General features: G+C 35.7%; 18 protein-coding genes, 2 tRNA genes and 1 pseudogene. 5 read left to right on the forward strand and 16 right to left on the reverse strand.

The window, feature by feature from the left end:
- Nucleotides 1–2: 2 nt before the first annotated feature.
- The 13 genes from xerD to AC4BBX_RS04270 all read right to left on the reverse strand — a co-directional run bounded on the left by xerD (nucleotide 3) and on the right by AC4BBX_RS04270 (nucleotide 14,284).
- Nucleotides 3–893: a site-specific tyrosine recombinase XerD gene (gene xerD / locus AC4BBX_RS04210; protein WP_490455218.1), complete on the reverse strand. Its 891-nt coding sequence runs from the start codon at nucleotides 891–893 to the stop codon at nucleotides 3–5.
- A gap of 596 nt (nucleotides 894–1,489) precedes the next feature.
- Nucleotides 1,490–3,457 carry an alpha-amylase family glycosyl hydrolase gene (locus AC4BBX_RS04215; RefSeq protein ID WP_490455219.1) on the reverse strand — a complete coding sequence of 656 codons (1,968 nt, stop codon included), beginning with the start codon at nucleotides 3,455–3,457 and terminating at the stop codon, nucleotides 1,490–1,492.
- Nucleotides 3,458–3,743: 286 nt separating this feature from the next.
- Nucleotides 3,744–4,199, reverse strand: a complete 456-nt coding sequence (fur, locus tag AC4BBX_RS04220) for a ferric iron uptake transcriptional regulator (RefSeq protein ID WP_490455220.1) — start codon at nucleotides 4,197–4,199, stop codon at nucleotides 3,744–3,746.
- Nucleotides 4,200–4,302: 103 nt separating this feature from the next.
- Nucleotides 4,303–5,166 carry a CvfB family protein gene (locus tag AC4BBX_RS04225; protein WP_490455221.1) on the reverse strand — a complete coding sequence of 288 codons (864 nt, stop codon included), beginning with the start codon at nucleotides 5,164–5,166 and terminating at the stop codon, nucleotides 4,303–4,305.
- Nucleotides 5,167–5,231: 65 nt separating this feature from the next.
- Nucleotides 5,232–5,549 carry an AzlD domain-containing protein gene (locus AC4BBX_RS04230; RefSeq protein ID WP_490455222.1) on the reverse strand — a complete coding sequence of 106 codons (318 nt, stop codon included), beginning with the start codon at nucleotides 5,547–5,549 and terminating at the stop codon, nucleotides 5,232–5,234.
- Entirely contained in the window at nucleotides 5,542–6,246 is a 705-nt protein-coding gene (locus tag AC4BBX_RS04235; protein WP_490455223.1) for an AzlC family ABC transporter permease, read from the reverse strand. The genes AC4BBX_RS04230 and AC4BBX_RS04235 overlap by 8 nt, the downstream gene beginning before the upstream one ends.
- 71 nt (nucleotides 6,247–6,317) lie before the next feature.
- Nucleotides 6,318–7,958 carry a cell division site-positioning protein MapZ family protein gene (locus tag AC4BBX_RS04240; RefSeq protein ID WP_490455760.1) on the reverse strand — a complete coding sequence of 547 codons (1,641 nt, stop codon included), beginning with the start codon at nucleotides 7,956–7,958 and terminating at the stop codon, nucleotides 6,318–6,320.
- Between the two features lie 249 nt (nucleotides 7,959–8,207).
- Nucleotides 8,208–9,314: an RNA polymerase sigma factor RpoD gene (rpoD, locus tag AC4BBX_RS04245; protein WP_490455224.1), complete on the reverse strand. Its 1,107-nt coding sequence runs from the start codon at nucleotides 9,312–9,314 to the stop codon at nucleotides 8,208–8,210.
- Nucleotides 9,315–9,337: 23 nt separating this feature from the next.
- A complete protein-coding gene (gene dnaG, locus AC4BBX_RS04250; RefSeq protein ID WP_490455225.1) occupies nucleotides 9,338–11,170 on the reverse strand; it encodes a DNA primase in 1,833 nt (610 codons plus the stop codon).
- Nucleotides 11,171–11,480: 310 nt separating this feature from the next.
- Complete coding sequence (locus tag AC4BBX_RS04255) at nucleotides 11,481–12,317, reverse strand: DUF368 domain-containing protein (protein WP_490455226.1); 837 nt, start codon at nucleotides 12,315–12,317, stop codon at nucleotides 11,481–11,483.
- A gap of 27 nt (nucleotides 12,318–12,344) precedes the next feature.
- Entirely contained in the window at nucleotides 12,345–12,971 is a 627-nt protein-coding gene (locus AC4BBX_RS04260) for a lysozyme family protein (protein WP_490455227.1), read from the reverse strand.
- Nucleotides 12,972–13,268: 297 nt separating this feature from the next.
- Nucleotides 13,269–13,916 (reverse strand): hypothetical protein, encoded by a 648-nt coding sequence (locus AC4BBX_RS04265; protein ID WP_490455228.1) that lies wholly within the window; start codon nucleotides 13,914–13,916, stop codon nucleotides 13,269–13,271.
- 89 nt (nucleotides 13,917–14,005) lie between these two features.
- Entirely contained in the window at nucleotides 14,006–14,284 is a 279-nt protein-coding gene (locus tag AC4BBX_RS04270) for a hypothetical protein (protein WP_490455229.1), read from the reverse strand.
- 445 nt (nucleotides 14,285–14,729) lie between these two features.
- Between AC4BBX_RS04270 and AC4BBX_RS04275 the strand changes: the two genes are divergently transcribed.
- On the forward strand, nucleotides 14,730–15,734 hold the full coding sequence (locus tag AC4BBX_RS04275) for a nucleoid-associated protein (RefSeq protein ID WP_490455230.1): 1,005 nt from the start codon (nucleotides 14,730–14,732) through the stop codon (nucleotides 15,732–15,734).
- A 66-nt stretch (nucleotides 15,735–15,800) separates the two neighbouring features.
- Here the strand turns inward: AC4BBX_RS04275 and AC4BBX_RS04280 are convergent.
- Nucleotides 15,801–18,210, reverse strand: a pseudogene (locus AC4BBX_RS04280) (hydroxymethylglutaryl-CoA reductase, degradative).
- Between the two features lie 180 nt (nucleotides 18,211–18,390).
- On the opposite strand from AC4BBX_RS04280, the gene AC4BBX_RS04285 reads away from it, so the two are divergent.
- The 4 genes from AC4BBX_RS04285 (at nucleotide 18,391) to AC4BBX_RS04300 (ending at nucleotide 23,169) form a co-directional block, all read left to right on the forward strand.
- Nucleotides 18,391–19,548 carry a hydroxymethylglutaryl-CoA synthase gene (locus AC4BBX_RS04285; RefSeq protein WP_490455231.1) on the forward strand — a complete coding sequence of 386 codons (1,158 nt, stop codon included), beginning with the start codon at nucleotides 18,391–18,393 and terminating at the stop codon, nucleotides 19,546–19,548.
- A gap of 850 nt (nucleotides 19,549–20,398) precedes the next feature.
- Nucleotides 20,399–21,376, forward strand: a complete 978-nt coding sequence (locus AC4BBX_RS04290) for an ABC transporter substrate-binding protein (RefSeq protein ID WP_490455232.1) — start codon at nucleotides 20,399–20,401, stop codon at nucleotides 21,374–21,376.
- A 78-nt stretch (nucleotides 21,377–21,454) separates the two neighbouring features.
- Nucleotides 21,455–22,369: an ABC transporter permease gene (locus AC4BBX_RS04295; protein WP_490455233.1), complete on the forward strand. Its 915-nt coding sequence runs from the start codon at nucleotides 21,455–21,457 to the stop codon at nucleotides 22,367–22,369.
- Nucleotides 22,366–23,169: an ABC transporter ATP-binding protein gene (locus AC4BBX_RS04300; RefSeq protein ID WP_490455234.1), complete on the forward strand. Its 804-nt coding sequence runs from the start codon at nucleotides 22,366–22,368 to the stop codon at nucleotides 23,167–23,169. The genes AC4BBX_RS04295 and AC4BBX_RS04300 overlap by 4 nt, the downstream gene beginning before the upstream one ends.
- Nucleotides 23,170–23,304: 135 nt before the next feature.
- Here the strand turns inward: AC4BBX_RS04300 and AC4BBX_RS04305 are convergent.
- Together AC4BBX_RS04305 and AC4BBX_RS04310 are read right to left on the reverse strand one after the other, a co-directional pair.
- Nucleotides 23,305–23,376 (reverse strand) — tRNA-Gln (locus AC4BBX_RS04305).
- A gap of 16 nt (nucleotides 23,377–23,392) precedes the next feature.
- A tRNA-His gene (locus tag AC4BBX_RS04310) sits at nucleotides 23,393–23,465 on the reverse strand.
- Nucleotides 23,466–23,687: the final 222 nt, after the last annotated feature.

Raw genomic sequence — 23,687 nt, forward strand, 5'->3', positions numbered from 1 at the left:
CTTTACGCTCGAGGGAAATGTTGTTTATAGACTTCAGTCATCCGTTTTTTAGTGATGTGAGTATAAATTTGTGTAGTAGAAATATCTGCATGTCCCAATAATTCTTGCACCGTTCTTAAATCCGCACCATTTTCAAGTAAATGGGTAGCAAAACTATGTCTTAATGTATGAGGAGTGACGTTTTTGTTAATTCCTGCTTTACGCACGAGTGCTTTTAAATTCTTCCATATCCCTTGTCTAGAAAGTCCTCTGCCATGGTTATTTACAAATAAATGGACTTCTTCTGGATGTTTGGAGGTTAACAAGGGTCTAGCTTCTTCTAAATAAATTTCTAGCCATTGAATCGCCATATCTCCTAAAGGTACAATTCGTTCCTTATCCCCTTTACCAATCGTTTGCAACAGTCCCATACTTAAATGAAGATCGTTTAGTTTTAAGCCAATTAATTCGCTCACCCGCAAACCAGTAGCATACAACACTTCTAAAATCGCTCGATCACGAATACCCAGAAGTTCTTTGGTATCGGGTGTTTCAATCAAGCGTTCCACTTCTGCTAAACTAAGGGTATCTGGGAGCTTTTGCACTTTTTTGGGAGAATCTATATGTTGCATCGGATCGTGATCGGTATAACGTTCTTGTCTAAGAAATTGATGGAAACGTCGTAAACTAGTAACCATTCGGGTGATCGTAGCTGGAGACTTTTGATTTTCTTGCAATTTTTGTAAAAAGCTGACAACAACAAAACGATCCACTGCTTGCCATTCGTCAATTTTTTGTTTTTTTAAAAATTCTAAGTATTGTTGCAAGTCCCGTTGATAACTCTTTCTGGTGTTTTGTGCCAGTCCTCTTTCAATCGTTAGAAAATGTAAATAATCAATGACTTGTTCTTCCATCTATCATTCACCCTCACTTTCGCCTTTCCTATCATAACAAATTCTTATAGGGAATAACAGAAATTCTCACTAGTTTACATAAATTTCTTTCGATCTATCTTTTTATTCCTATTTGAGTGTGAAACTTCCGAAATAAATTTCCGAAATTCCCTTGTGATGGGAGACCGCCACGAGCCTCCATAGAGTCTCTTTGGCTGCTGACGTTCAAACTCTGACTAAGTGCTAATCGCACTAATTCAGAGTAATTCATTCAGCTCTCTAACCCATGACAAGGAAATTTCTCCAATTTTTTTCTCCAGTTTTTATCAAAATTTATCTCTATTCGATGGAGAACTAAATCATCAAGCTGGAAGTCTATAGCTGGTAGTAAAAACAGGTATCACGAGCTAAAGATGAGGATGAATTACACAATATTGGAAGTAGTGAATTTCTACTTCCTAAATTGTGTTTGAACGCCGAAAGGTTTGAGACTCTCGAGGCTCAAACCGGTCTCTCTTAATACCTGCTTTTTACGGACAACTAGACTGTAAGTTTATAGCATTATAAAATTAAAAAAGAAGACAAAAGCTTGAGGGCTTCTATCTTCTTTTTCTGATTTAACTAATTTGATAGACTTGAACGGTTCTTCGATGGATGGGTAGTTGCCAATTAGGCTCGGTTGATAAATCTACTTTATGCGGATGTTCTTCTTCGTAGCCTCCAAAGTTTTGCCATTGAGAATGTAATACCAACTCGGCTTGGTCACTTCCTACGCTTAAAGGAACATCAAAGCTTTCAACTGGATGGAAATTGTAAACAAAAACAAAGTTTCCTATTTTATAAGCCAATAGTTTGTGATCTTCATGATGATAGATAAGCTCAGAAGGTTGACTCAACAAATCATTCTCTTTTACTAAATGAACCATCTCTTCATCAAAATTCTGTAAGAAGCGATAACGTAAATTGGTATCATCTGCTAAATCCCAACGTCTTCTTGCATGGGAGTAGCTCCAATTGTTATCTAAGCTTGGAAAGTCAATCCACTCTGGATGACCAAACTCATTTCCCATAAAGTTCAGGTATCCCTCTCCTGCACAAGAACAAGTAATCAAACGAATCATTTTGTGCAGAGCGATTGCCCGATCGATATTATCACTTTCTGAAAAGACATCCATATTCCAATACATATCTTGGTCAGCCAAGCGGAACATAATTGTTTTATCGCCCACCAATGCCTGATCGTGAGACTCACAATAACCTACTACTTTTTCTTGCGGGCGTCTTTGAGTTAGCTCATGCCAAATTGTCCCTAGACTCCAATCATAGTCGGTATTGCTTTTTAAGGTTTTGATCCAAAAATCAGGAACACCCATTCCCAGTCGATAATCAAAACCTATTCCTCCAATTTCAATTGGTAAACACATACCTGGCATACCACTCATATCTTCTGCAATTAAGATACTGTTAGGATTGACTTCCTTAGCCAAATCAGCTGCTAATTGCAAATATGTCACTGCATCGGTATCCGTATCCATTGAAAAATACTTATCGTAATTATCAAAAGAAATACCTAAACCATGATGATGATACAACATCGAAGTTACCGCATCAAAACGGAAGCCATCAAAATGATACTCTTCTAACCAATATTTGACATTGGACAATAAAAAGTGAATGACTTCGGTTTTTCCATAATCAAACAGTTTTGAACCCCATTCTGGATGAATTCCTTTTTCTCCAGAATGAAAATATTGATAATCAGTACCGTCAAAAGCCGCTAAACCTTCCACCACATTTGTCGCTGCATGAGAATGTACAATATCTAATAAAACACTAATTCCCATTTGATGCGCCGTGTCAATGAGTCGTTTTAATTCTTCTGGTGTACCAAATTTTGAAGAGACTGCAAAAAAGTTAGATACTTGGTAGCCAAAAGAACCATAGTATGGATGTTCTGCAATCGCCATTAATTGAATCGTGTTATAACCTAATTTTTGGACTCTAGGTAAAACGGTTTCAATATAGTCTGTAAAACTAGAAATTCCTTCTTTGACACCTGCCATGCCCACATGACTTTCATAAATAAGCAGTGGTTCATCTTTCTGTTTAAAATCTTGATCCTGCCATTGGAAAGATTCCTCAGGAGCCCACACTACACCATTAAAATCTATCGAACCTTCTTTTTGAACAACACGCCTGCAATACGTGGGAATTCGTTCAAAAATTTCTCGTTCAGTTGTAATCTCAATTCGAACAAAAGATCCATGTTCAAGATGATCTTTTTCAGTTAAATGAATTTCCCATACGCCATTTTCGATTGGTTTTAACTGGTGACTTTTACGATTCCAGTCATTAAAATCTCCGATCAAAGCAATTCTTTGTGCATTTGGTGCCCATTCACGGTATACCCAGCCGTTATCAGTTCTTTGAAATCCATAATATAAATGACCATTAGCAAAATTCGCAAGATTTTCGCTTTCTTTGATCAATTGATTTTTTTTCTCAACATAATTTTTATTTCTTAGCTGAATATCTGCTGAATAAGGCTCTAAAAATGGATCAACTTCTAGAATTTTTTCATTCATTATTTGCTACCTCCTATTATAATTATGTTACTAAAATACATCTCTCTCTTTAATTTTAGAGTAGATTGGAGATAAATACAATTCAAACTAAAAAACTTTTTAAGTAGATAGAAAATTGGTCTAATTTTACAATATTTTCTGTCATATATTTAAAATAAAAGGAGTCCCAAAAGCTAGCCACCGCGATTAAAAATTAGTAGGGACACAAAGTATTATAATGATAAAAAAAAAGAAGCGATATACTCACTTCCTTTGAAAACAATCGTTTCAAATTTTAATAGTAAGTCTACGCTTCTTTTTTTGATTGACACTTTTGGCAAATTCCGTGAAAGGTTAATCGGTGATCCTTAATTAGGAAATGGAATCGCTCCTCTACAATCTCTTCCACACTACCTAACAGATCTTCTTCAATTTCTTCAATATTTCCACATTCAAGACACAACAAATGATGGTGAAAATGTTTGGCCCCTTCTTTACGTAAATCATAGCGGGCAACCCCATCATCAAAACTAATTTTATCAACAATTTTCAATTCTGTTAGAATTTCTAACGTACGATAAACCGTAGCCAAGCCAATATCTGCATTTTTTCGTTTCACAAAAAAGTAAATTTCTTCTGCTGATAGATGGTCTTTTTCATTTTCTAATAAGACTAATAATGTTGCTTCTCTTTGAGGAGTTAATTTGAAACCTGATTCATGGAGTTGTTTTTTTGTTTTTTTCAAAGCTTCAGTTGTATTCATATAAACCTCCATTTTAATTATAATAATTCTAATCTAAGAGAGATTAGAATCTCTTAAACATTAAAATAATTATAAATTAGAATCAGTTTTTATACAAGCATTCTCAATTAGATTTCTTAATTAATGTCGTTACGCCATCTTCTTGTTGAATCATTCGTTGCTTCATTAGATTTCCTAGTGCTCGTTTAAATTGACCTTTACTGATTCCAAACATTTGTTGAATCTCTTCTGGAGAAGATTTATCTGTATAATTCATCTTGTTTTCTGGTGCTCTTTCCAAAAAGGCAACAATCATCGCTGCGTCATCCCCAATTGCTTCATGGGCACGTGGTTTCAAAGATACGTTTAACGCGCCATCTGGACGTACACCAATCACACGACCTTTTACTTGTTCACCTAAACGAGGCTCTTGAAAACGCTCAGAAGGATGAATAAAGCCAATATAAAAATCATCTGTCAGAATATAAGTTCCTGCTAGTTTCAAACGATAAACCGTTCCTGATACATCGCTGTTTTTTAATGTTTCTCCGCCACGTTTACTTAGGGCTTGAAAAATCTTTTCATCTGCTACATTTCCCCAAATACGATCTTTAGGATCCACTCGTAGGGAAATCATCAGTTTGTCTCCTTTTTTGGGCCATAATTCTCTCATTGTAGGTAACTCATCTAAAGAAACCGCAATGTCTTTATCAGGCAAACCAATATTCACAAATACTCCTAGATCACGACGGCTATCGGTTACTTCACCAAATGCATAATGACCTTTACGACTTTTAGGAATCACAGTGGTAAAACAATTGTCCTGTTTTTGGTTTTGATAAGCAAAACCTTCTACTGCTTCTCCTAATGTGTGCTCACCTTCAGATTTTGGAAGCTTGAATGTAAAACCATTCTTTTGTACAAAATAACTTTTTTCATTTTCATCGGTAATTAATCCGCTAAAGACGGATGCTAATAATTCATTCATATTTTTCTCCTTATTCTGTTAAATTTTCTCTTTAACAATCATTTCTGGATATTTTTTTCGTTCAATTACATAATAAATCGAATAGCTGCTATCGCTATAATACCTGTAATAACAATCTTCATCAAATCTTTCGTATAATCACCCACAATTAAGGTCGGGATAACTGCTAAAGTTTCTTCCAATTTTAAAATCGGAGCCTTGCCAGTCGGAACCGTTAATAAACTTTGAAATAATAAGGCCGCTAAAATACATAAGGGTAAATAACTTAAAAACAATTCTAATTTTTGGGGAAATTCCAATTTTTTAGCAAATACAAAAGGTAAAATTCTTGGAATCCAAGTAACGATACTGCAACCTACAATTAACATAAAATAATTACTCATTATGCGTCAACACTCCCATCAAACAACCTAATAGTGTGGATAAAATGACTGCCACTTCTGGGGTCGTCCACCACATAAATAAATACAAACTAATCAATACTGTCGCTAAAACAAGCAAGGTCTGCTTGGTTCTTTTTTTCAAAGGAATCTCTACTTGAAATAAAAATAACCCTAAAAACATCGCAATCAAGGCAAAGTCCAGCCCTAATAATTCTGGATCTGGAATAAACTCCCCTATTAAAGCACCTAAAACAGTAGAACAAATCCAAGACAAGTAAGCTAAAAGGTTTAAGCCATTCATCCATTTTAATGATGGGCGATGACCATTTTGTAAAGCAGTTGTTAAAACTCCGTAAGACTCATCTGTGAGCAAAGTTCCAATACCGATATTCCCTATCATACTTTCTTTTCTGAAAGCTGGCGCCACGGACAAACTCATTAAGAAATGCCTCAAATTAACTAAAAAAACGGTAATAATGATTGTGGATATTGGTGCTTGTATTGCCAACAAACCACAAATAATAAATTGGGCACTCCCTGCATATACGAGAACAGACATCAACAATATTTCAAAAACTGATAAGCCGATACCTTTTCCAACAACGCCCATAGCAAACCCAATCCCTACATATCCTAAAATGGTTGGGATGCAGGCTTTCACTCCATCTAAAAAACTGTCATATTTTTCTTCAATCAACAAAAATCCCCCTTTATTCTCGATTGATTTTTACCTATCATATCGAAAATAAAGAGGGGTTACAAGACTTTCTAATGATTTTCGTCGTGACCATTTCCACGGAAGAAGCCAGTTTTATTATTTACTGTAAATAAATAGAATGGCATTGATGAACTTGGCATTCCTTGCATCAAGGAAGAACTGTTACTTGTTGCATATAAATTATAGTAGCCTTCACCATTTTCAATTCTAACTGGCTCTAAATAGAAACCACCTTCTACAACATAACCACGGGCGATGGCTTTATTAATAACTTCTTCGTAAATACCTGGAGCCCAACTCCAAGCAGCATTATTCACATCATTTAAATCACTTTGACGATAAGAAATAATCGGTTGAGAATTCTGATTCTTAGGCGTGCTTGGACTCAAAATTTCTTGACCTTCATTGAAGGAAGAACCAATAACAGTCACTTGTTGTTCAGCAGCTTCTTGTGCAGCCTCTTCAGCAGCAATACGTTCCTCTTCTGCTCTTTCTTCGGCAGCAGCGACTCTGGCAGCTTCTTCTGCAATTTCTCTATTGACTAGTGCTTTTTCAACGACTAATAAATCAGCCAACATGCTTTCTTTTTCTTGACCGTCAAAAAGACTATTTACTTCTTCTTTAGCAGATTCAAAGTCATCACGACTCACATCTTCAGCTAAGGTTTCATTTCTATAATGAGCCATTAAATCTTGGATAGATTTTTCGGCTGCTAATAATTGATCAACCTCATCATGACCTTTTTTGATTGCTACATTCACAAGTTCAGCAAAGGCATTTTCTTCAGATAAAGGTGCTAATTCAACCGTAGCTCCTTCATTGATATGAGCAGATTCAATTAACTCATCACCAACAATAACAGGCTTAGAAAAATAACTATTAATTTGATCTAAAACTGCTAATTTTATCTGGATTTTTTGACCTTTGGCTACAAGTGCATCATATTCTTCCTCTTTAGAAAATTCGTCTAGTTCTTGCATCAATTGAGCAATTTCTTCTGATGTTTTTCCTGGAACAATAAATTGTTGATCTGAATCTAAGAAAAATTGATCCATGGTGGAGTCTATATCCGCAATCGCTGTTTCAATTCTAATTTCTTCTTGTCGTGCCGCTTCTTCTTTTTGTTGATTGTCGTAATACATCCAACTACCTCCTGCAACAACTAAGGCTACAGCAACTAATAAAAGATATTTTTTAGTATGATTTTTTTTCGGTTTTTCTTCTGATTTTTCAGAAGGCTCTTTCGTTTCTGGTATTTTATTTTCTTCAGGAACAGTTATCGATTCTTCTTTAGCAACAGGAATGGGTACAATAGTTTCAGACTCTTCTTCAGTTTTAGTTTCTACTTCTGAATCTTGCATCTCTTCAACATGAGGTTCTTCTTTTTCAGTGATGCTCTTCTGTCCATCCTCTGCCTCTTTATGCTTTTTAATATAATCAGCTAGTATGGAGGTATCTGGAGTAGTAGTGTCAGAGTCATTTTCCTCAGGGTCTTCTTGTAAGTCAGATAGTTCTTCCATCACTTCACCAATAGGTACATCTCTAAATTCAGACCAATTGATATTATCATTGGATTCAGAAGGTTTATCAGATGAATGATTTTCAGTAGTTGCATTTATTTCATGACCACAATTTGGACAAACATTCTGGTCTTCAGTTAATTCATATTGACAATTTGGACATTTATTCATCAATTTATCGATTGCTCCTTTTATTTTATCAAGAATAAATCTACCATAGTTTGCTTCTTTAGCCAATACCCAAGAAATTACGTTTATATTAAGTTCTGATTGACTTTTACTAACCTAAGCCAGAAAAAAGCTAGTTTAAAAACGATTTCCCAAGGTTTTACGATTGATAAAAAAATAGAGAAAAGCATCAAAATGAATGCTTTTCTCCATCTCAGTTTGTGAGTTTAATTAAAAATTAACACTTTACAATTATTCTAAGAAATCTTTTAACTGTTTAGATCGTGATGGATGGCGTAATTTTCTCAAAGCTTTTGCTTCGATCTGACGGATACGTTCTCGAGTAACACCGAATACTTTTCCAACTTCTTCTAATGTTCTTGTGCGTCCATCATCAATCCCAAAACGCAAACGTAAAACATTTTCTTCACGGTCAGTTAAGGTATCCAAGACGTCTTCCAATTGTTCTTTCAGCAATTCATAAGCTGCATGTTCTGCAGGACTAGTTGCTTCTTGGTCTTCAATGAAATCACCTAAGTGAGAATCATCTTCTTCCCCAATTGGTGTTTCTAATGAAACTGGCTCTTGAGCGATTTTTAGAATTTCACGAACTTTTTCAGTTGGTAGATCCATTTCTGCCCCGATTTCTTCAGGTGTTGGTTCTCTACCTAAGTCTTGTAGTAATTGACGTTGAATACGAATTAATTTATTAATCGTTTCTACCATGTGAACCGGAATTCGGATTGTTCTTGCTTGGTCAGCAATCGCACGAGTAATCGCCTGACGAATCCACCAAGTTGCATAGGTAGAAAATTTAAATCCTTTACGGTAATCAAATTTTTCAACGGCTTTCATCAAGCCCATGTTTCCTTCTTGAATTAAATCAAGGAATTGCATTCCACGACCGACATAACGTTTGGCAATACTTACTACTAAACGTAAATTCGCTTCAGCTAAACGTTGCTTCGCTTCTTGATCTCCTTGTTCAATTTTCAAAGCAAGTTCAACTTCTTCTTCAGCAGTTAGTAATGGCACACGACCAATTTCCTTCAAATACATACGGACAGGATCGTTAATTTTAACGCCAGTTGGTGCAGATAAATCTTCTTGAGGTGCTGATTTTTCTTTTTTCTCTGCACTCTTTAAACTATGAACAGATGGATCTCCATTTGCATCAACTACGCTAATTCCTGCGTCTTCAACTTTTTGGATTAATTTATCCATTCCGTCAGCATCCAATGAATAAGGTGTTGCTAACTGATTGGATAATTCATCGTAAACCACTTGTCCTTTGGGTTTGTTTGCTTTAATAAAGTCGGTAACGGCTTTATCATATGATACTTTTGTTTTTTCTGCCATGAAAGAAGTCCCCCTTCAATGTGCTATTTGGCTTGTTTCAATTCTCTGGTGAGATTTATTATTTCAACTGCTAATTCCAATTCTAATTGTTGATTCCCTTTTTGGCTAGCTTCTTGCTGCTCAATACGCTTTTTATTTATTTCTTCAACTAAGCTAGACATTCGGATAATGCGAATTAAATCTTGGAACTCTTGATCCGTACTTTCTTCCGGAACTTTGAGTGAAGCAATTGTAATCACTAAATTTTTTAATGGCCCATCCTTTAGAAAATCTAGAAACTTGGCGACATTAAATTCGCCTTCTGTTTCTACATAGGTATCAAATAATAAATATAAATCTTGATACCTTTCATGAGGAAAGGTTAAGTTACACTCCTTAAATCGTCTATTAAAGGAGTTTTCCGTAAACAAACGATAAAGTAATAGTTCTTCTGCTTTCTCCAGCTGCGTTTTACGAACAACTTGAATAGGTGGTGACGATGGTGCCACAAAATCTTCTGTAGGTGGCGAATATCTTGCTTCGACACGTTGATTTTGATTTAGCTGCCTCAACTGTTGTTGTAAGGTGTCACGACTAATATGAAATTCTGTTGAAAGCTGTGTTAGATAACGATCTTGTTCAATCAAAGAATCCACTTGCAATAAATCTTGCAAAAGTGCTTGAACATACTCCAGCTGTTCAATATCATTTGCTAAATTACGATTCAAACGACGATACTTCATTTTAAAACTAAAGACCGTTTCTCGTCCATGGAAAGCTAATTCTTTAAAGGCCTCAATTCCATATTTACGAACGTATTCATCTGGGTCTAAACGTTCAGGAACACTCACTACATGTAACTTCAAGCGACTGTTTTCTTGCAACAATTCAATCCCGCGATTAGTCGCCTCAATTCCAGCCTTATCTCCATCATAACAAAGAATTAATTCATTTGTTATTCTTTCGATCGAGGAAATCTGTTGATTTGTTAAACTCGTCCCCATCGAAGCAATTCCATTTTGAATTCCTGACTGCCAAGCAGCTAAAACATCCATAAACCCTTCAAATAAAAAGACGGTTCCTTCTTTTCTGATAATGCTACGCGCTTTATCAAAATTAAACAAAACCTCTCGTTTATTAAAAAGTGTCGTTTCGGGACTGTTTAAATACTTTGGCTGATCTTCTCCAGGAAATGCATCCGTTGCTAACCAACGTCCTGAAAATCCAATAATCTTCCCTTGTGCATTGCGAATTGGAAACATGATGCGTTGATAAAATCGATCCGCTAAGCGACCATCATCTCTTTCAACAAATAGACCTGATTCAGAAAAATGTTCCTGATTCAACGATTCATTCTGAAAAATTTTTTCTAGAAATTCTCGTTGATTTGGTGCAAAACCAATCTGAAACTCTTCAATAATTTCTTGTGTTAGTCCACGTTTCAGCAAATAATCCAATGCTTCTTGTCCAACCGCAGTATGCACGAGCATATGATGATACACTTCACTCGCTTTTTCGTGTAGTTGAATGAGCTGTTGATGTTTGGAATTTTCTTCAGTTGCAGGGGCTTGACGATAAGTGTCTGGTAATGAAATTTGCTCTAAATCTGCGACTTTCATCACAGCTTCAGAAAAAGTAATGCCTTCAATTTCTTGAAGAAAACTAAATACATTCCCTCCTCGACCACAGCCAAAACAATGATAAAATTGTTTATCTTCAGCTACTGAAAAGGACGGTGTTTTCTCATTATGAAAAGGACACAATCCTGAGTAATTCTTACTGCCGGATTTTTTTAACTGAACATACTGTCCAATCACCTCAACGATATTCGTCCGACTACGGACATCGTCAATGACCTGTTGTGGAATCCTCGCCACGGAGACTCACCTCCTATATGGATTAAGATGAGCTTATCTATTCGGGAAAAAATCGCACTAATCGAAATCAGTGCGATTGTAAAATAGACAGTTTTTCACATCATTCATTGTATCACATTCTGACTATTTGGCAAGCCTTTTGTCTCGGTATTTTGGGTAAAAAAAAGAGCATTCATATAATTTATAAGCACTAATTAGAGCTAGCAATTTTTTTTAATGAGACTTCCTGGACAGAAAAAACGACCTCCGAAAGTTAGATTTTTTGGTCTAACTTTTGGAGGTCGCTTCATACAGCCACAGCTCTTCGTATTTATTTATATTTTTCTTCTAGACTACTCATCCAAGCACCTAATGCGATACCGGCAAAACATAGGGCTACACATGATAGGTAATTTAAAAAAGTAAATCCAGCATAATTTGTCGGAACAATCATAATTGTTGAAGCAAAAACAATCCCCATAATAAAGTGGAATAATTGCGAATAAGCTTTACTAAAAATATAATCCATTACTTTTGACAAACCTAATACTGTTACAAGTCCACCAATAGCAATTGGAATAATGACTGAAAAATCGACATTTTTGATCCCATCAGACATTGCTTTGTACATGCCCATATAAACTAGAAAGTTAGAAGGACTTAAACCAGGTACAATCATTCCCAAGCCAATCAAACCACCTGCGATTACCCAAGTCCAAAAGTTTTGAGGGACTTCCGAAAATAAAGCAGAACCTTGCCATAAAAAGAGAAATCCTGCAATAAAACTAACAAACAAAATAACAATATCTCTAGTTGAACGTCCTTGTTTACCGGCTTCTTTCCATAATGCCGGTACAGTCCCAATAATACAACCCACGAAGAACCAAAGAATGATCGTTTCATAGGTTCCTAATAAAAAACTTACCGCAAATGAAAGTAAAAATACTCCTGTGATCCCACCAAGACCCACTGGGATAAAGAATAATACGTTCTCTTTAAAATTCTTAGTAATATGAGCTAAAAAAGTAATAATACGTTCATAAATACCAAAAATAGCTGCTAATGCACCCCCACTGACTCCAGGTAAAATAAAACCAGAACCAATAAACATCCCTTTAACAAATCGTAAAATCCAATCTTTTGTATTTCCTTCTTGCTTTTTTTCCATCAATCATTCCACTCCTACATTCCTAATTTAAAATAAAAAGTTCGTTGCCTTGATTTTAAATTCATTAAATTTAACGATATCCGCATAAAAAAGATTCCCACCATTGTGGTATAAAAATCCACCATTATACGTAATCGAACGAAAACCCCAATAACGATATTGACTTTGTTCATCATTTCCTAACAGTGGCGATAATACTTCTTTAGAATATTCTTCCGCCAATTCTAGAGAATTAAATTTCCCTCGTTCTGCTACATAATCAATATATTCTAAACCGAAATTATAGGCTTGGACGGCTGTCCAAATATCGGTTCCCATAGACTCTGCTCGTTCAATCGCTTGCGCTAAATATAAAACACCTTGCTCAATACTACTTTCTGGATCGTCAAATTGATTGGGTTCTCCAAAAGCACTCTCTGAGCTTTGCATGGGATCATTTCCTAAACCTTTTGATTCAGTAAAGATAATTCCCATAGCCAATTCTTTGTATTCACTAATTCCGTTATCTGCTGTTGCCTTCTCTACTTGGCTCTCAAATTGATAAACCTGTTTTAAAATTTGATAATTACGATAGCTATAATAGCCAACACCTAATAAAATACACAAAAACAGGAAACCAAAGAATTTTTTAAAGAAAGATTTTTTTCTTCTCATAAATTATCATCCAACCTTTTTAATGTCAGAGTTCAGACTACTATTTATTGACGATCTTGTCTATTTGGAAATAAAAAAAAGAAAAATTCTTAAAAAAAATTACAAGCTTTCTTCCTAGTTAGCTAAAAGAGGACTGTGACATAAGTAAAAATAAAACAAAAATATCTGAACAACATAGAATGAATTTCGTCCATTCAAGGCGAAATTACGACGAAGCCCCACTGAACCGCAGGAGCAATCTTCTATCATTTGGATATTTTACTGTTAAACTACTTGTATCACAGTCCACTTTATTCATTAACGATTGGCAATTTTTGTATTAGCAAATGCTTCGATAACTGGAATTACTTCTAATTTTAGTTTATATTTTCGCTCTAACGCCGTTTCAGTAGAATACGTTGCTTCCTCTTTCATAGAAACAGTCGCTAATAATCTTTCTTGGGCAGCTTTTTCATAAACTTGCACCTCATCCTCTTTTTCCACTACATGGAATTTTGGAAAGTTTGAGATTTGCTCAATGAAAGTAGCTAATGTCATTTCTTCAGTATCCGTCGCTTCTACATCAGTAGTCACTTCGACTTCTTCAACTACTGTTTCTTCAGTTTTTTCCTCAGTAGTTGTTGGTGTTGTTAACCAGTAACTTGCCACTTCTTCTGCTAAATTACTACTAAAACGTTCTAGTAACCCTTTCTCTTGTGATTGGATACGTCGAACGACTGTGTCAAAGTTTTCATCTAAAGGTACAGAAACGATTTGATCTTTACTCGTTTCACCTAATAATTCAATCGCCAATTCTTCTTGATTTGTTGGTTTGATATAAACACGAATGGATAAGTCATACAAAGACTTTGCTTGCTTTTCCATTGAATCAAAAAGTTGCTTGCGGGCAGTTTCAAATGACGGACGGAATTGTTTTCTTAATTTTTCTAATTGTTTCTTTTTCATAATGTTCCCCTTTCAATACTTTTAAATTATATGAAAAAAAAGCCTGATTGAACAGTGATTTTCATGAAAAAGTGTTGAAAATTAGAATTCTATGAAAAGTAATCCTCTTTCAATTGAGAAATTGTCGTAAATTTAGGCATAATAACAATTAACTCTGAATGATTAGCAATCGCAACAACGTTTCCTTGCCACTCCATTAAATCATATTCACCAGCTTTTTCTTCAAGCATCGATAAGTATTTTGCTGTGTCCCATTCTCTAGCTGGAAAATGTTGAATCCGATCTCCAGATACTAAATAAACAAAATCAGAACTAAAGCTAGTGATAATTTCTTTTGGCAAATGATTTAAGCGTTCTTGACTGTCCATAATAAATCTCTCCTATCATTTTCGTTATAATAAGTGTATCAAGACAGCTTTTTAAAGACAACTTTGATCTTTTACTTTCGATAAATTGTTTTTTCTTGTACACTATGAAATGGAAATTATGTTGCCATTCACTGTTACTATTCACGGCAAGCCTGACGCTTCACTACGAGAGATGCTTTCTTAGGTCAGCCCGGAACCGCTCCAATCCTGTAGTCTTGGAGCTTTCAAGCTTCACACGCCCAGTAAATCAATTAGCTGTTCACATTGTATTCTTAACGTGGCGACAAAAGCAGAATTCGTTGTGTAGTGTAGCGATTGGATTATAAAAATAATCGTGAATCAACGTTACATTCAGCTCAAATTTTTAGTATAACCCGTCCAATCGTTTTTTGACGACTGTGAATCGAAAACATAATTATTATGACAAATCTAAAGGAGTACATCCATGGATATTTATTTAAAACGTGCCATTATGCATATCATCGACCGCGAATCAGGAGATCCCGTTTATTCTCAAGTAGAACTAGATTTGACTACAGAGTATATTCGTGATTATTTAACCAAAAAAATCCAAAAATTATCCACCCCTCAAACAAAAACAGGGCTTTTAGTCGAAGATTCTCAAGTTGCTCAATTAACACAAACAGCTGATTCAGATTTTAATCAATTTAGTGAACATTTAGTTGCTCGCTGGTATGATATTTATCATCAAAGTGAAGATGCTCCTAGTGCCGATGTTTTTGTCGTTCTTTATGAAATGGACACAAAAATGTACGTAGCCTTTCTTAAAGTCATCTACACCGATGCATATACCCATTTTGTGGAAGCCGACGAAAATGGCATTCAAAACAAGCTAATTATTAATCGCGCAATTCTTGGTGGAAAAACACAAAAAGCCGATGAAGGGATCGCTATTGAATTGGAAAGTTTAACCTATGAGTTGATGGAAAAAAAATACACTTTTTCTGGAGACAAAGATTTTTATTTTTCAACCAAAGTCATCGAATCTCAACCAATTCCTTCACTAGAAGAAAATGTCAAAGTTATCAAAAAAGTAGCTGAAAAAATTGGTCAAAAATTTGAGACTCCTTCTTACGACGTTGTGGCAGATGTAAAAGAAGCTGTTTTTGAGACAATCGAGGAAACGGGTCAAATTGATGCCAAAGAAGTCGCTGAAAAAGTATTTAAGGACAACATCACCGCACAAATGGCTTTTCAAGAAGAAGTCAAAGAAAAAGGTTTTGTTGATCGAGCGCCGATGCTAAGAGAGGTCAAAGAAATTTCTGAAAAAAAATACGGCAAACAAAAACTAAAACTTTCTAATGGTATTGAATTGATTGTTCCTTTAGAGGTTTACCGAAATACCGACTTAATTGAATTTATCAATAATCCTGATGGCACAATTTCAGTGACAATTAAAAATGTCGATGAGGTTATTAATCGCTTGTAATTTTTTCAAATCAAAATCCCCTATGAAATCCACAAACATGGTAGATTTCATAGGGGATTTAGTTTATCATCGTCTCAGTTCTGCTAAAATTTCTTTGGCGGTTGCTTCATTCATAGTTGTCTGTTTCAATTTTTCAGTAACCAAAGAAATTTCTTCACCACTTGCTCCTACAGATAAAGCTAAAGATCGAGCTTGCAAGGACATATGACCTTTTTGAATGCCTTCAGAAACAAGTGCTCTTAAAGCAGCTAAGTTTTGTGCTAAACCGACGGAGGCAATCACTTCTGCCAATTCTTTTGCACTTTTGATTTGTAACATTTCTAAAGCAATTTGGGCTTTTGGCAAAACTTTTGTTGCACCACCGACAATTCCTAAAGCTAAAGGTAATTCAATAATTCCCTCTAATTGTTGATCTACAATCCGCCATTGGCTCAATCCTCGATATTGACCATCTCTCGCTGCATAAGCATGAATCGCAGCTGAGGCAGCTCGAGTGTCATTTCCCGTTGCTAAAATTACCGCTTCTATCCCATTCATAATCCCTTTATTGTGTGTCGTTGCTCGATAAGGGTCCAATTGAGCATAAGTTGAAGCAGCTGCAATTTTTTCTGCAATGAATTGCCCGTTTTTACCAAATGAGTCAAAACTAATTCGACAACTTGCTTTAATAATTGATTCTGTCGCATAATTGCTGAGAATACTAAACAAAATATCGACTTCTGAAAACCATTCTCGAAAGGCTTGTGCAACGCCTTCTAAAACAGTATTCATCATATTCGCTCCCATCGCATCTTTTGTATCCATCACAATGTCGACAGATAAAAAGTGTTCCTCCTGAAAGTCTCGAACAATTAGTTTGCGGATTCCTCCACCACGTTTGACAATCGAGGGATATGCTTTTGTCGCTACTTCAAAAATTTCTGATTCTTTTTCCAAAATCGCTTGCTTCAATCCTTCCCCATCTTGTACATTCATAAATACAATTTGTCCGCGAAGTAATTTTTCACTCATTTCGGTCGTAAATCCTCCTGAAGAAGCGACAATTTTCCCACCATTACTGCAAGCAGCAATCACAGAAGGTTCTTCCGTTGCCATTGGAATCACGTAATTTTTTTGATTGATGGAAAAATTCAAAGTCACACCCAAGGGAATGGAAAATTCACTGATTTGATTTTCAATTAAATGATTGGCAATCTCTTTTGATAAACTCATGTTCTTCAATTCGGTTTTCATCTCATGGGTCAATTTTCCTTGATGAACTAATTCCGTTAACCGCTCTTCTTGACTTAATTCGTAAAATTTTTTACCCATGTCACTCACTTCTTTCCAATAAGATGGCTAAACCTAAACCACCACCTACACATAAAGAAGCAACACCATAACGTCCCTTAATTCGCTCTAATTGATAAGCTGCTGTGGTGACAATTCGTGTGCCACTTGCACCAATCGGATGACCTAAGGAAATTCCGCCACCACAAATATTTACTTTATCAGGATTTAAACCGAGTTCCTTTTGAACAACAATCGAGGAAACGGCAAAAGCTTCATTAATTTCAAATAAATCAATCTCCTCAATTGAAAGATGATTTCTTTCAATTAATTGTTGAATAGCTTTAATCGGAGAAATTCCCATAATACTTGGATCAATTCCAACTTCCGTAATATCTTTAATGACAGCCAAATAAGAAAGTCCGTGTGCTTCAGCAAAACTTTTTGAAGCCAATAATACTCCAGCTGCTCCATCATTAATTGTTGAGGCATTGCCTGCAGTGACCGTTCCCGCTTCTTTAAAAACTGTACGTAAGGTACTTAATTTTTCTATTGAAGTATCTTTTCGGACTCCTTCGTCTGTGTCAATCAATTCTCCATTTACATCTACAGCAAAAATTTCTTGATCAAAAAGACCGTCTTCTTGTGCTTTAGCTGCTTTTAGTTGTGATTGCAACGCAAATTCGTCTTGCATCTCTCGGGAAATTTGAAATTGTTCAGCTACGTTTTCAGCAGTTAATCCCATATGTTTGCCACTGAAAGCATCAGTTAAGCCATCTTGAATCATGACTGGTTTCGGATTAGAATACGAATCGGTTTCTTTGTCATATTGAGCGATAACTGGTGCTTGGCTCATGCTTTCTACTCCACCAGCTAAAATAACCTCAGCTTCTCCTAAACGAATTGCCTGACTTGCTAAAGCAATTGCCTTTAATCCTGAACCACAAACTTCATTGATAGTTGAAGCCGGAACATCATTTGATAAACCACTTTTTAAAGCAATTTGACGAGCTGGGTTTTGACCATTACCAGCTTGTAATACATTCCCAAAAATGACTTGTTTTATTTCTGACTCTAGCGCAGAATTTCTTGCTAATAACGCTTTTGTCACACTAGTTCCCAAATCGACTGCGGATACTTGTCCAAATTGTCCTCGATACTTACCGATTGGGGTTCTCAAAGCATCAATTATTACAACTTCTTCCACTACGTCACCTCCAAATTGACTATAGCATTCTTCTTTCAAAAAAAGAACTTTCTCTTTATTATAACTAATTTTCTGAGAAGATTCTTTAACAATCTTTAAATTCTCTTACTTTTCTTCCCTAAATTTCACAAATTTATGGTATCTTTATGGGAGTAAAACTATCGTTAAAGGAGACTAACTATGACTGTTGGTATAGATAAAATCAGTTTTTTTGTTCCACCTTACTTTATTGATATGACCGATTTAGCGAATGCTAGAGGTGTCGATCCTAATAAGTTTCATATTGGTATCGGACAAGACCAAATGGCAGTGAATCCGAAAACACAAGATATCGTCACTTTTGCTGCTAATGCAGCAAAACATATCCTTGATGAAGAGGATTTAGCAAAAATTGATACGATTATTGTTGCTACTGAATCAGGCATTGATGAATCAAAAGCGACATCCATTATTTTGCATCGTTTATTAGGAGTGCAACCTTTCGCTCGCTCATTTGAGATAAAAGAAGCTTGTTATGGAGGAACTGCTGGTTTACAATTTGCTAAAAACCATGTTGCCTTACATCCTGAAAGTCGTGTCCTTGTCGTAGCCACAGACATCGCTCGTTATGGTTTAAATTCTGGTGGTGAACCTACCCAAGGTGTGGGAGCAGTTGCCATGTTAGTTACGACCAATCCACGGATTTTAGCATTTAATGATGATAGTGTCATGTATACAGAAGACATCTACGACTTTTGGCGACCAGTTGGACACGATTATCCCTTAGTTGACGGACCATTATCGAATGAAACCTACATTAATGCTTTCCAAAAAGTTTGGGGAGAAAGTCTTCGTCGACACCAACGTAGCCTAAAAGATTATCAAGCACTAGCCTTCCATATTCCTTATACAAAAATGGGAAAAAAAGCGCTACTTTCGATTTTAGAAAATGAAACTGAAACAGAGCAACAACGAATTTTAGCTAGATATGAAGAAAGTATTGTCTACAGTAAACGTGTCGGAAATCTATATACCGGATCACTTTATTTAGGACTGATTTCATTATTAGAAAATTCTTCTAGCTTACAAACTGGCGATTTAATCGGTTTGTTTAGTTATGGTTCCGGGGCCGTGGCTGAATTCTTTAGCGGTACATTAGTGGCTGGTTACCAAGAACAGTTAGAAAAACAAATCCATCTCGAATTATTAGATCAACGAAAAAAATTATCCATTACTGAATACGAGACTATTTTTGAAGACAAGTTAGATACAAGCCTCGATCAAGTCTTTAATGATGAACAATTATTTAGCCTTGAAAAAATCCAAGGAACCGTCCGTTATTACCAAGAAATTCAATAGCTTCCGTCACACAAGCTTTCATAAAAGATGCCAACAAAAGCTATCTCTTATGAGAGCTTTTTTGTATTCATAAGTCAAAGAGTAAAAGTGACTTTCAGTTGACCGGTCAAAAAATAACCATTGTAGTAGACCGCTCCAAGCTTCCTTTTAAGAATTTCCCAGACTGCTAATTTGATTTTGACTAAATGTAATTCATCTTTTGCCACACGACAAAAAGTTTTCTTCATTTTTTGAAGAATGTTTAAACACTTTTCGTAATGCTTAGAAAAAACTGGAAGTTTTCTGGGAGAAAAATCACTCATCGCAGGTTAAAGATGAAGATGAATTACACTTTGTTGAAAGGAGTGATTTTCTACTTTCTACAAAGTGTTTGAACGCCGAAAGCTATGAGACTCCTTAGAGACTCAAAGCGGTCTCTTGCAATGAGTGGTTTTTTCGGACAGAATAACTGGAAGTTTTTTTCTTGCTTGCGAACAGACGTATCATATCTCAAAAAATTCAGAAAATTTCCATTTTTCAATTGACTTTCCTACCCACTTTCTTTTATACTGAAAGCAATTCAGTGTGGAGGGAATCTTATATGAATAACCAATTACATTCACAATTGAATCACGTTTACTTTAGCTATTTTAGATAGGCTTGTATTCAAGGATTTGGATACAAGTACCCATGTATTCTTATCTATTTTGGCTAAAGCAGTTTATTGTGTATTAAATTAGCCATATGGACAAATCCTAAAATGGCTGAATTTTTTAAGAATGTTCTTTCATCCATTTAGACATTTGTCTAAGTGGATTTTTTTATCGAAATAAATGTAAACAAAATTTTAAAACATCCTAGGGGGAAGAAAATGAAAATTAAGAAAATAATTACTGGTGGTTTATTAGCAATGAGTCTTTTAGCACTAGCGGCTTGTAGCAATGGAGGTTCTTCAAGTAATACTGATGAGAATGTAAAAAGAGTCGGTGTCTTACAAATTGTTCAACATGATTCATTAGATGCAGCTTTTGAAGGCTTTAAAGAAGGTTTAGCTGAAGGTGGTTATGTTGAAGGCGAAAATCTAGAAATTGATTATCAAAATGCTCAAAACAACCAAGATAATTTAAAAAGTATGAGTGAAAAACTAGTTAGAGATCAATCCGATTTGTTATTGGGAATTGCAACACCTTCTGCTCAATCTCTAGCGAATGAAACTAGTGAAATTCCAATTGTTGTTACAGCGGTTACTGACTTAGTGGAAGCTAAATTAGTTGAGTCAAATGAAAATCCTGGCAGAAATGTCACAGGAACAACGGATATGGTACCAATTGAAAAACAAGTTGCTTTGTTATTGAGTGTCATTGATAACCCTCAAACTATTGGCATTATGTATAATGCTGGTGAAGTGAACTCTAAAATCCAAGCCGATTTAGCTCAAGCCGCTTTGGAAGCAGCTGGCGTTGAAGTCAAAGTTTTAACTGCCAACACTACAAATGACGTCCAACAAGTAACGACAAGTTTAGCCAAAGATGTGGATGGTATTTATATCCCGACCGATAATACTTTTGCAAATGCAGCTGCCGTTGTTGGTGAAGTCGCAAAAGAAACAAAAACACCAGTTGTTGCTGGTTCTATCGAACAAGTTGAAACAGGTGGTTTAACTACTTTTGGGATTGACTACACTTCTTTAGGAAAACAAACAGGTTTAATGGCTGCTAAAATTTTAGATGGTGAAGCTACACCAAGCGAAATGTCTGTTGAAACAGCTCATGATTTATCATTAGTTGTCAACGAAGAAATGGCAGAAGCTTTAGGAATTGATCCAGCTAGTATTACAGCACCAGAATAAAATAACATTGAGCGGGCTACGACATAATAATCATGTCATAGCCCTTCTCATCCATTATGTTAGATTTGAGGAATGAATATGGGATTATTAAATAACTTTTTTATTATTTTACAGTCAGCTACCTCTCAAGGAGTTGTCTGGGCTTTATTGGCAATTGGTGTCTTTATCACTTACCGTATTTTAGATATTGCTGACTTAACCGCTGAAGGAAGTTTTCCATTAGGCGCAGGTATCGCAGCGATGAGTATTACAAGTGGTTTATCTCCAATTACTGCAACGCTTTTGGGATTTATTGGCGGGGTTTTTTCTGGTTTAATTTCTGGTCTTTTACACACAAAATTAAAAATTCCTGCTTTATTAGCCGGAATTATCACTATGACCGGACTTTATTCTATTACTTCCCGTGTAATGAAAGCACCTAATATTGCTTTATTGGGAGAAAAAACAATTTTCACTTGGCTTCAAAATCAAAATTTCAGTAAAATTAATGCCACTATTATTATTGGAAGTTTAGTTGTTTTATTCGTTGTCGCTTTACTGTTCCTTTTTTTCCGAACAGAAATTGGACTTGCGATTCGTGCCACTGGAGATAACTTAGATATGAGTGAAGCAAATGGGATCAATACTGACAATATGAAAATGATTGGTTACATGATTTCGAATGGTTGTATTTCACTATCTGGTGCATTGATTGCTCAGAATAATGGCTTTGCAGACTTAAACTCTGGTGTAGGAACCATCGTTATTGGTCTTGCTTCTATTATTATTGCCGAAGTACTTTTTAGAAATCAACCTTTATTGACACGCTTGTTAACCATTGTCTTAGGGGCAATTATCTATCGCTTTATTTTAGCCGTTGTATTTGAATTTAATGTACAACCTGCTGATGCAAAAATTGCTTCCGCTATTGTCCTAGTATTATGTCTTTCACTACCTCAATTTACTGGAAAACTAGGACGTAAAAAACGACCAAATGGAGGTGCTCGCAAATGAATCCAGTTTTAGAAATCAAAGAATTACATCAGGTTTTTGAAGAAGGAACCATTAACGAAAACCACGTATTAAAAGGTATTGATCTAACTATCCAACCAGGAGAATTCGTCACAATTATTGGTGGAAATGGCGCTGGAAAATCGACCTTATTAAATAGTATCGCTGGAGCTATTCCCACTAAAAGAGGAACCATTCTGCTTGATGGCAAAGAAGTTACGAGTCAATCTGTAATCAAGCGTTCCAAGTCAATCAGTCGTGTTTTCCAAGATCCAAAATTAGGAACAGCTGTCCGCTTAACAGTAGAAGAAAATCTGGCTTTAGCTTTTAAAAGAGGAAAAAGTCGTGGCTTTGGCTTAGCCGTTAAAGTAAAAAATCGTCCTTTCTTTAAAAAGCAACTAGCTTCTTTAAATCTTGGTTTAGAAAATCGTTTAACAGCTGAAATCGGTTTGTTATCCGGTGGTCAACGTCAGGCAATCACCCTTTTAATGGCAACCCTAGAGCGTCCTGAGCTTATTTTATTGGACGAACATACGGCTGCTTTAGATCCAAAAACCTCTATTACCGTAATGCAACTAACAGACCAATTAATTAAAGAGCATCAACTTACAGCATTTATGGTTACCCATGATATGGAGGATGCCATAAAATACGGTACACGTTTAATTATGTTGCATCAAGGAAAAATTGTGGTAGATATTTCAGGAGAAGAAAAACAAAAACTTACCGTTCCACAATTAATGGAGATGTTCCAAAAAAATAGTGGGTCTGAATTAAAAGATGATCAATTATTATTAAAATAACAAAAATATTTAAAGAAGATAGGACACATCATTAGGTGTTCTATCTTTTTTTATATCATAATTTTTGAAGAGAATAAAAACAGCTATCTTTTTTGCGAACAAAAAAACAGCACTCGTTTGAGTACTGTTTTGAGACTGGGGTAGCTGGATTCGAACCAACGCATGAGGGAGTCAAAGTCCCTTGCCTTACCGCTTGGCTATACCCCAAGGTTAAATTTCAAAGGGCGACCGATGGGAATCGAACCCACGAGTGCCGGAGCCACAATCCGGTGCGTTAACCACTTCGCCACGGTCGCCATTTTGCAACAACTAGTATATAATAACATGTGAGATTTAAATTGTCTAGTAACTTTCATCATTTTCTTTTAGCTATTTCTAAGTTTCGTTACCATTCACAGTTACCTTTATAATCCCTTCGCTACATTTGTCAATCATCAACTTAAAGAAAAGACAGCCTTGTGTTGTCGCCGCGTCAAGAATTCCAGTTGAATTTTTGACGTATTTTTCTACTCTAATTT

The sequence above is a fragment of the Enterococcus sp. AMC1157 genome (assembly GCF_058216555.1).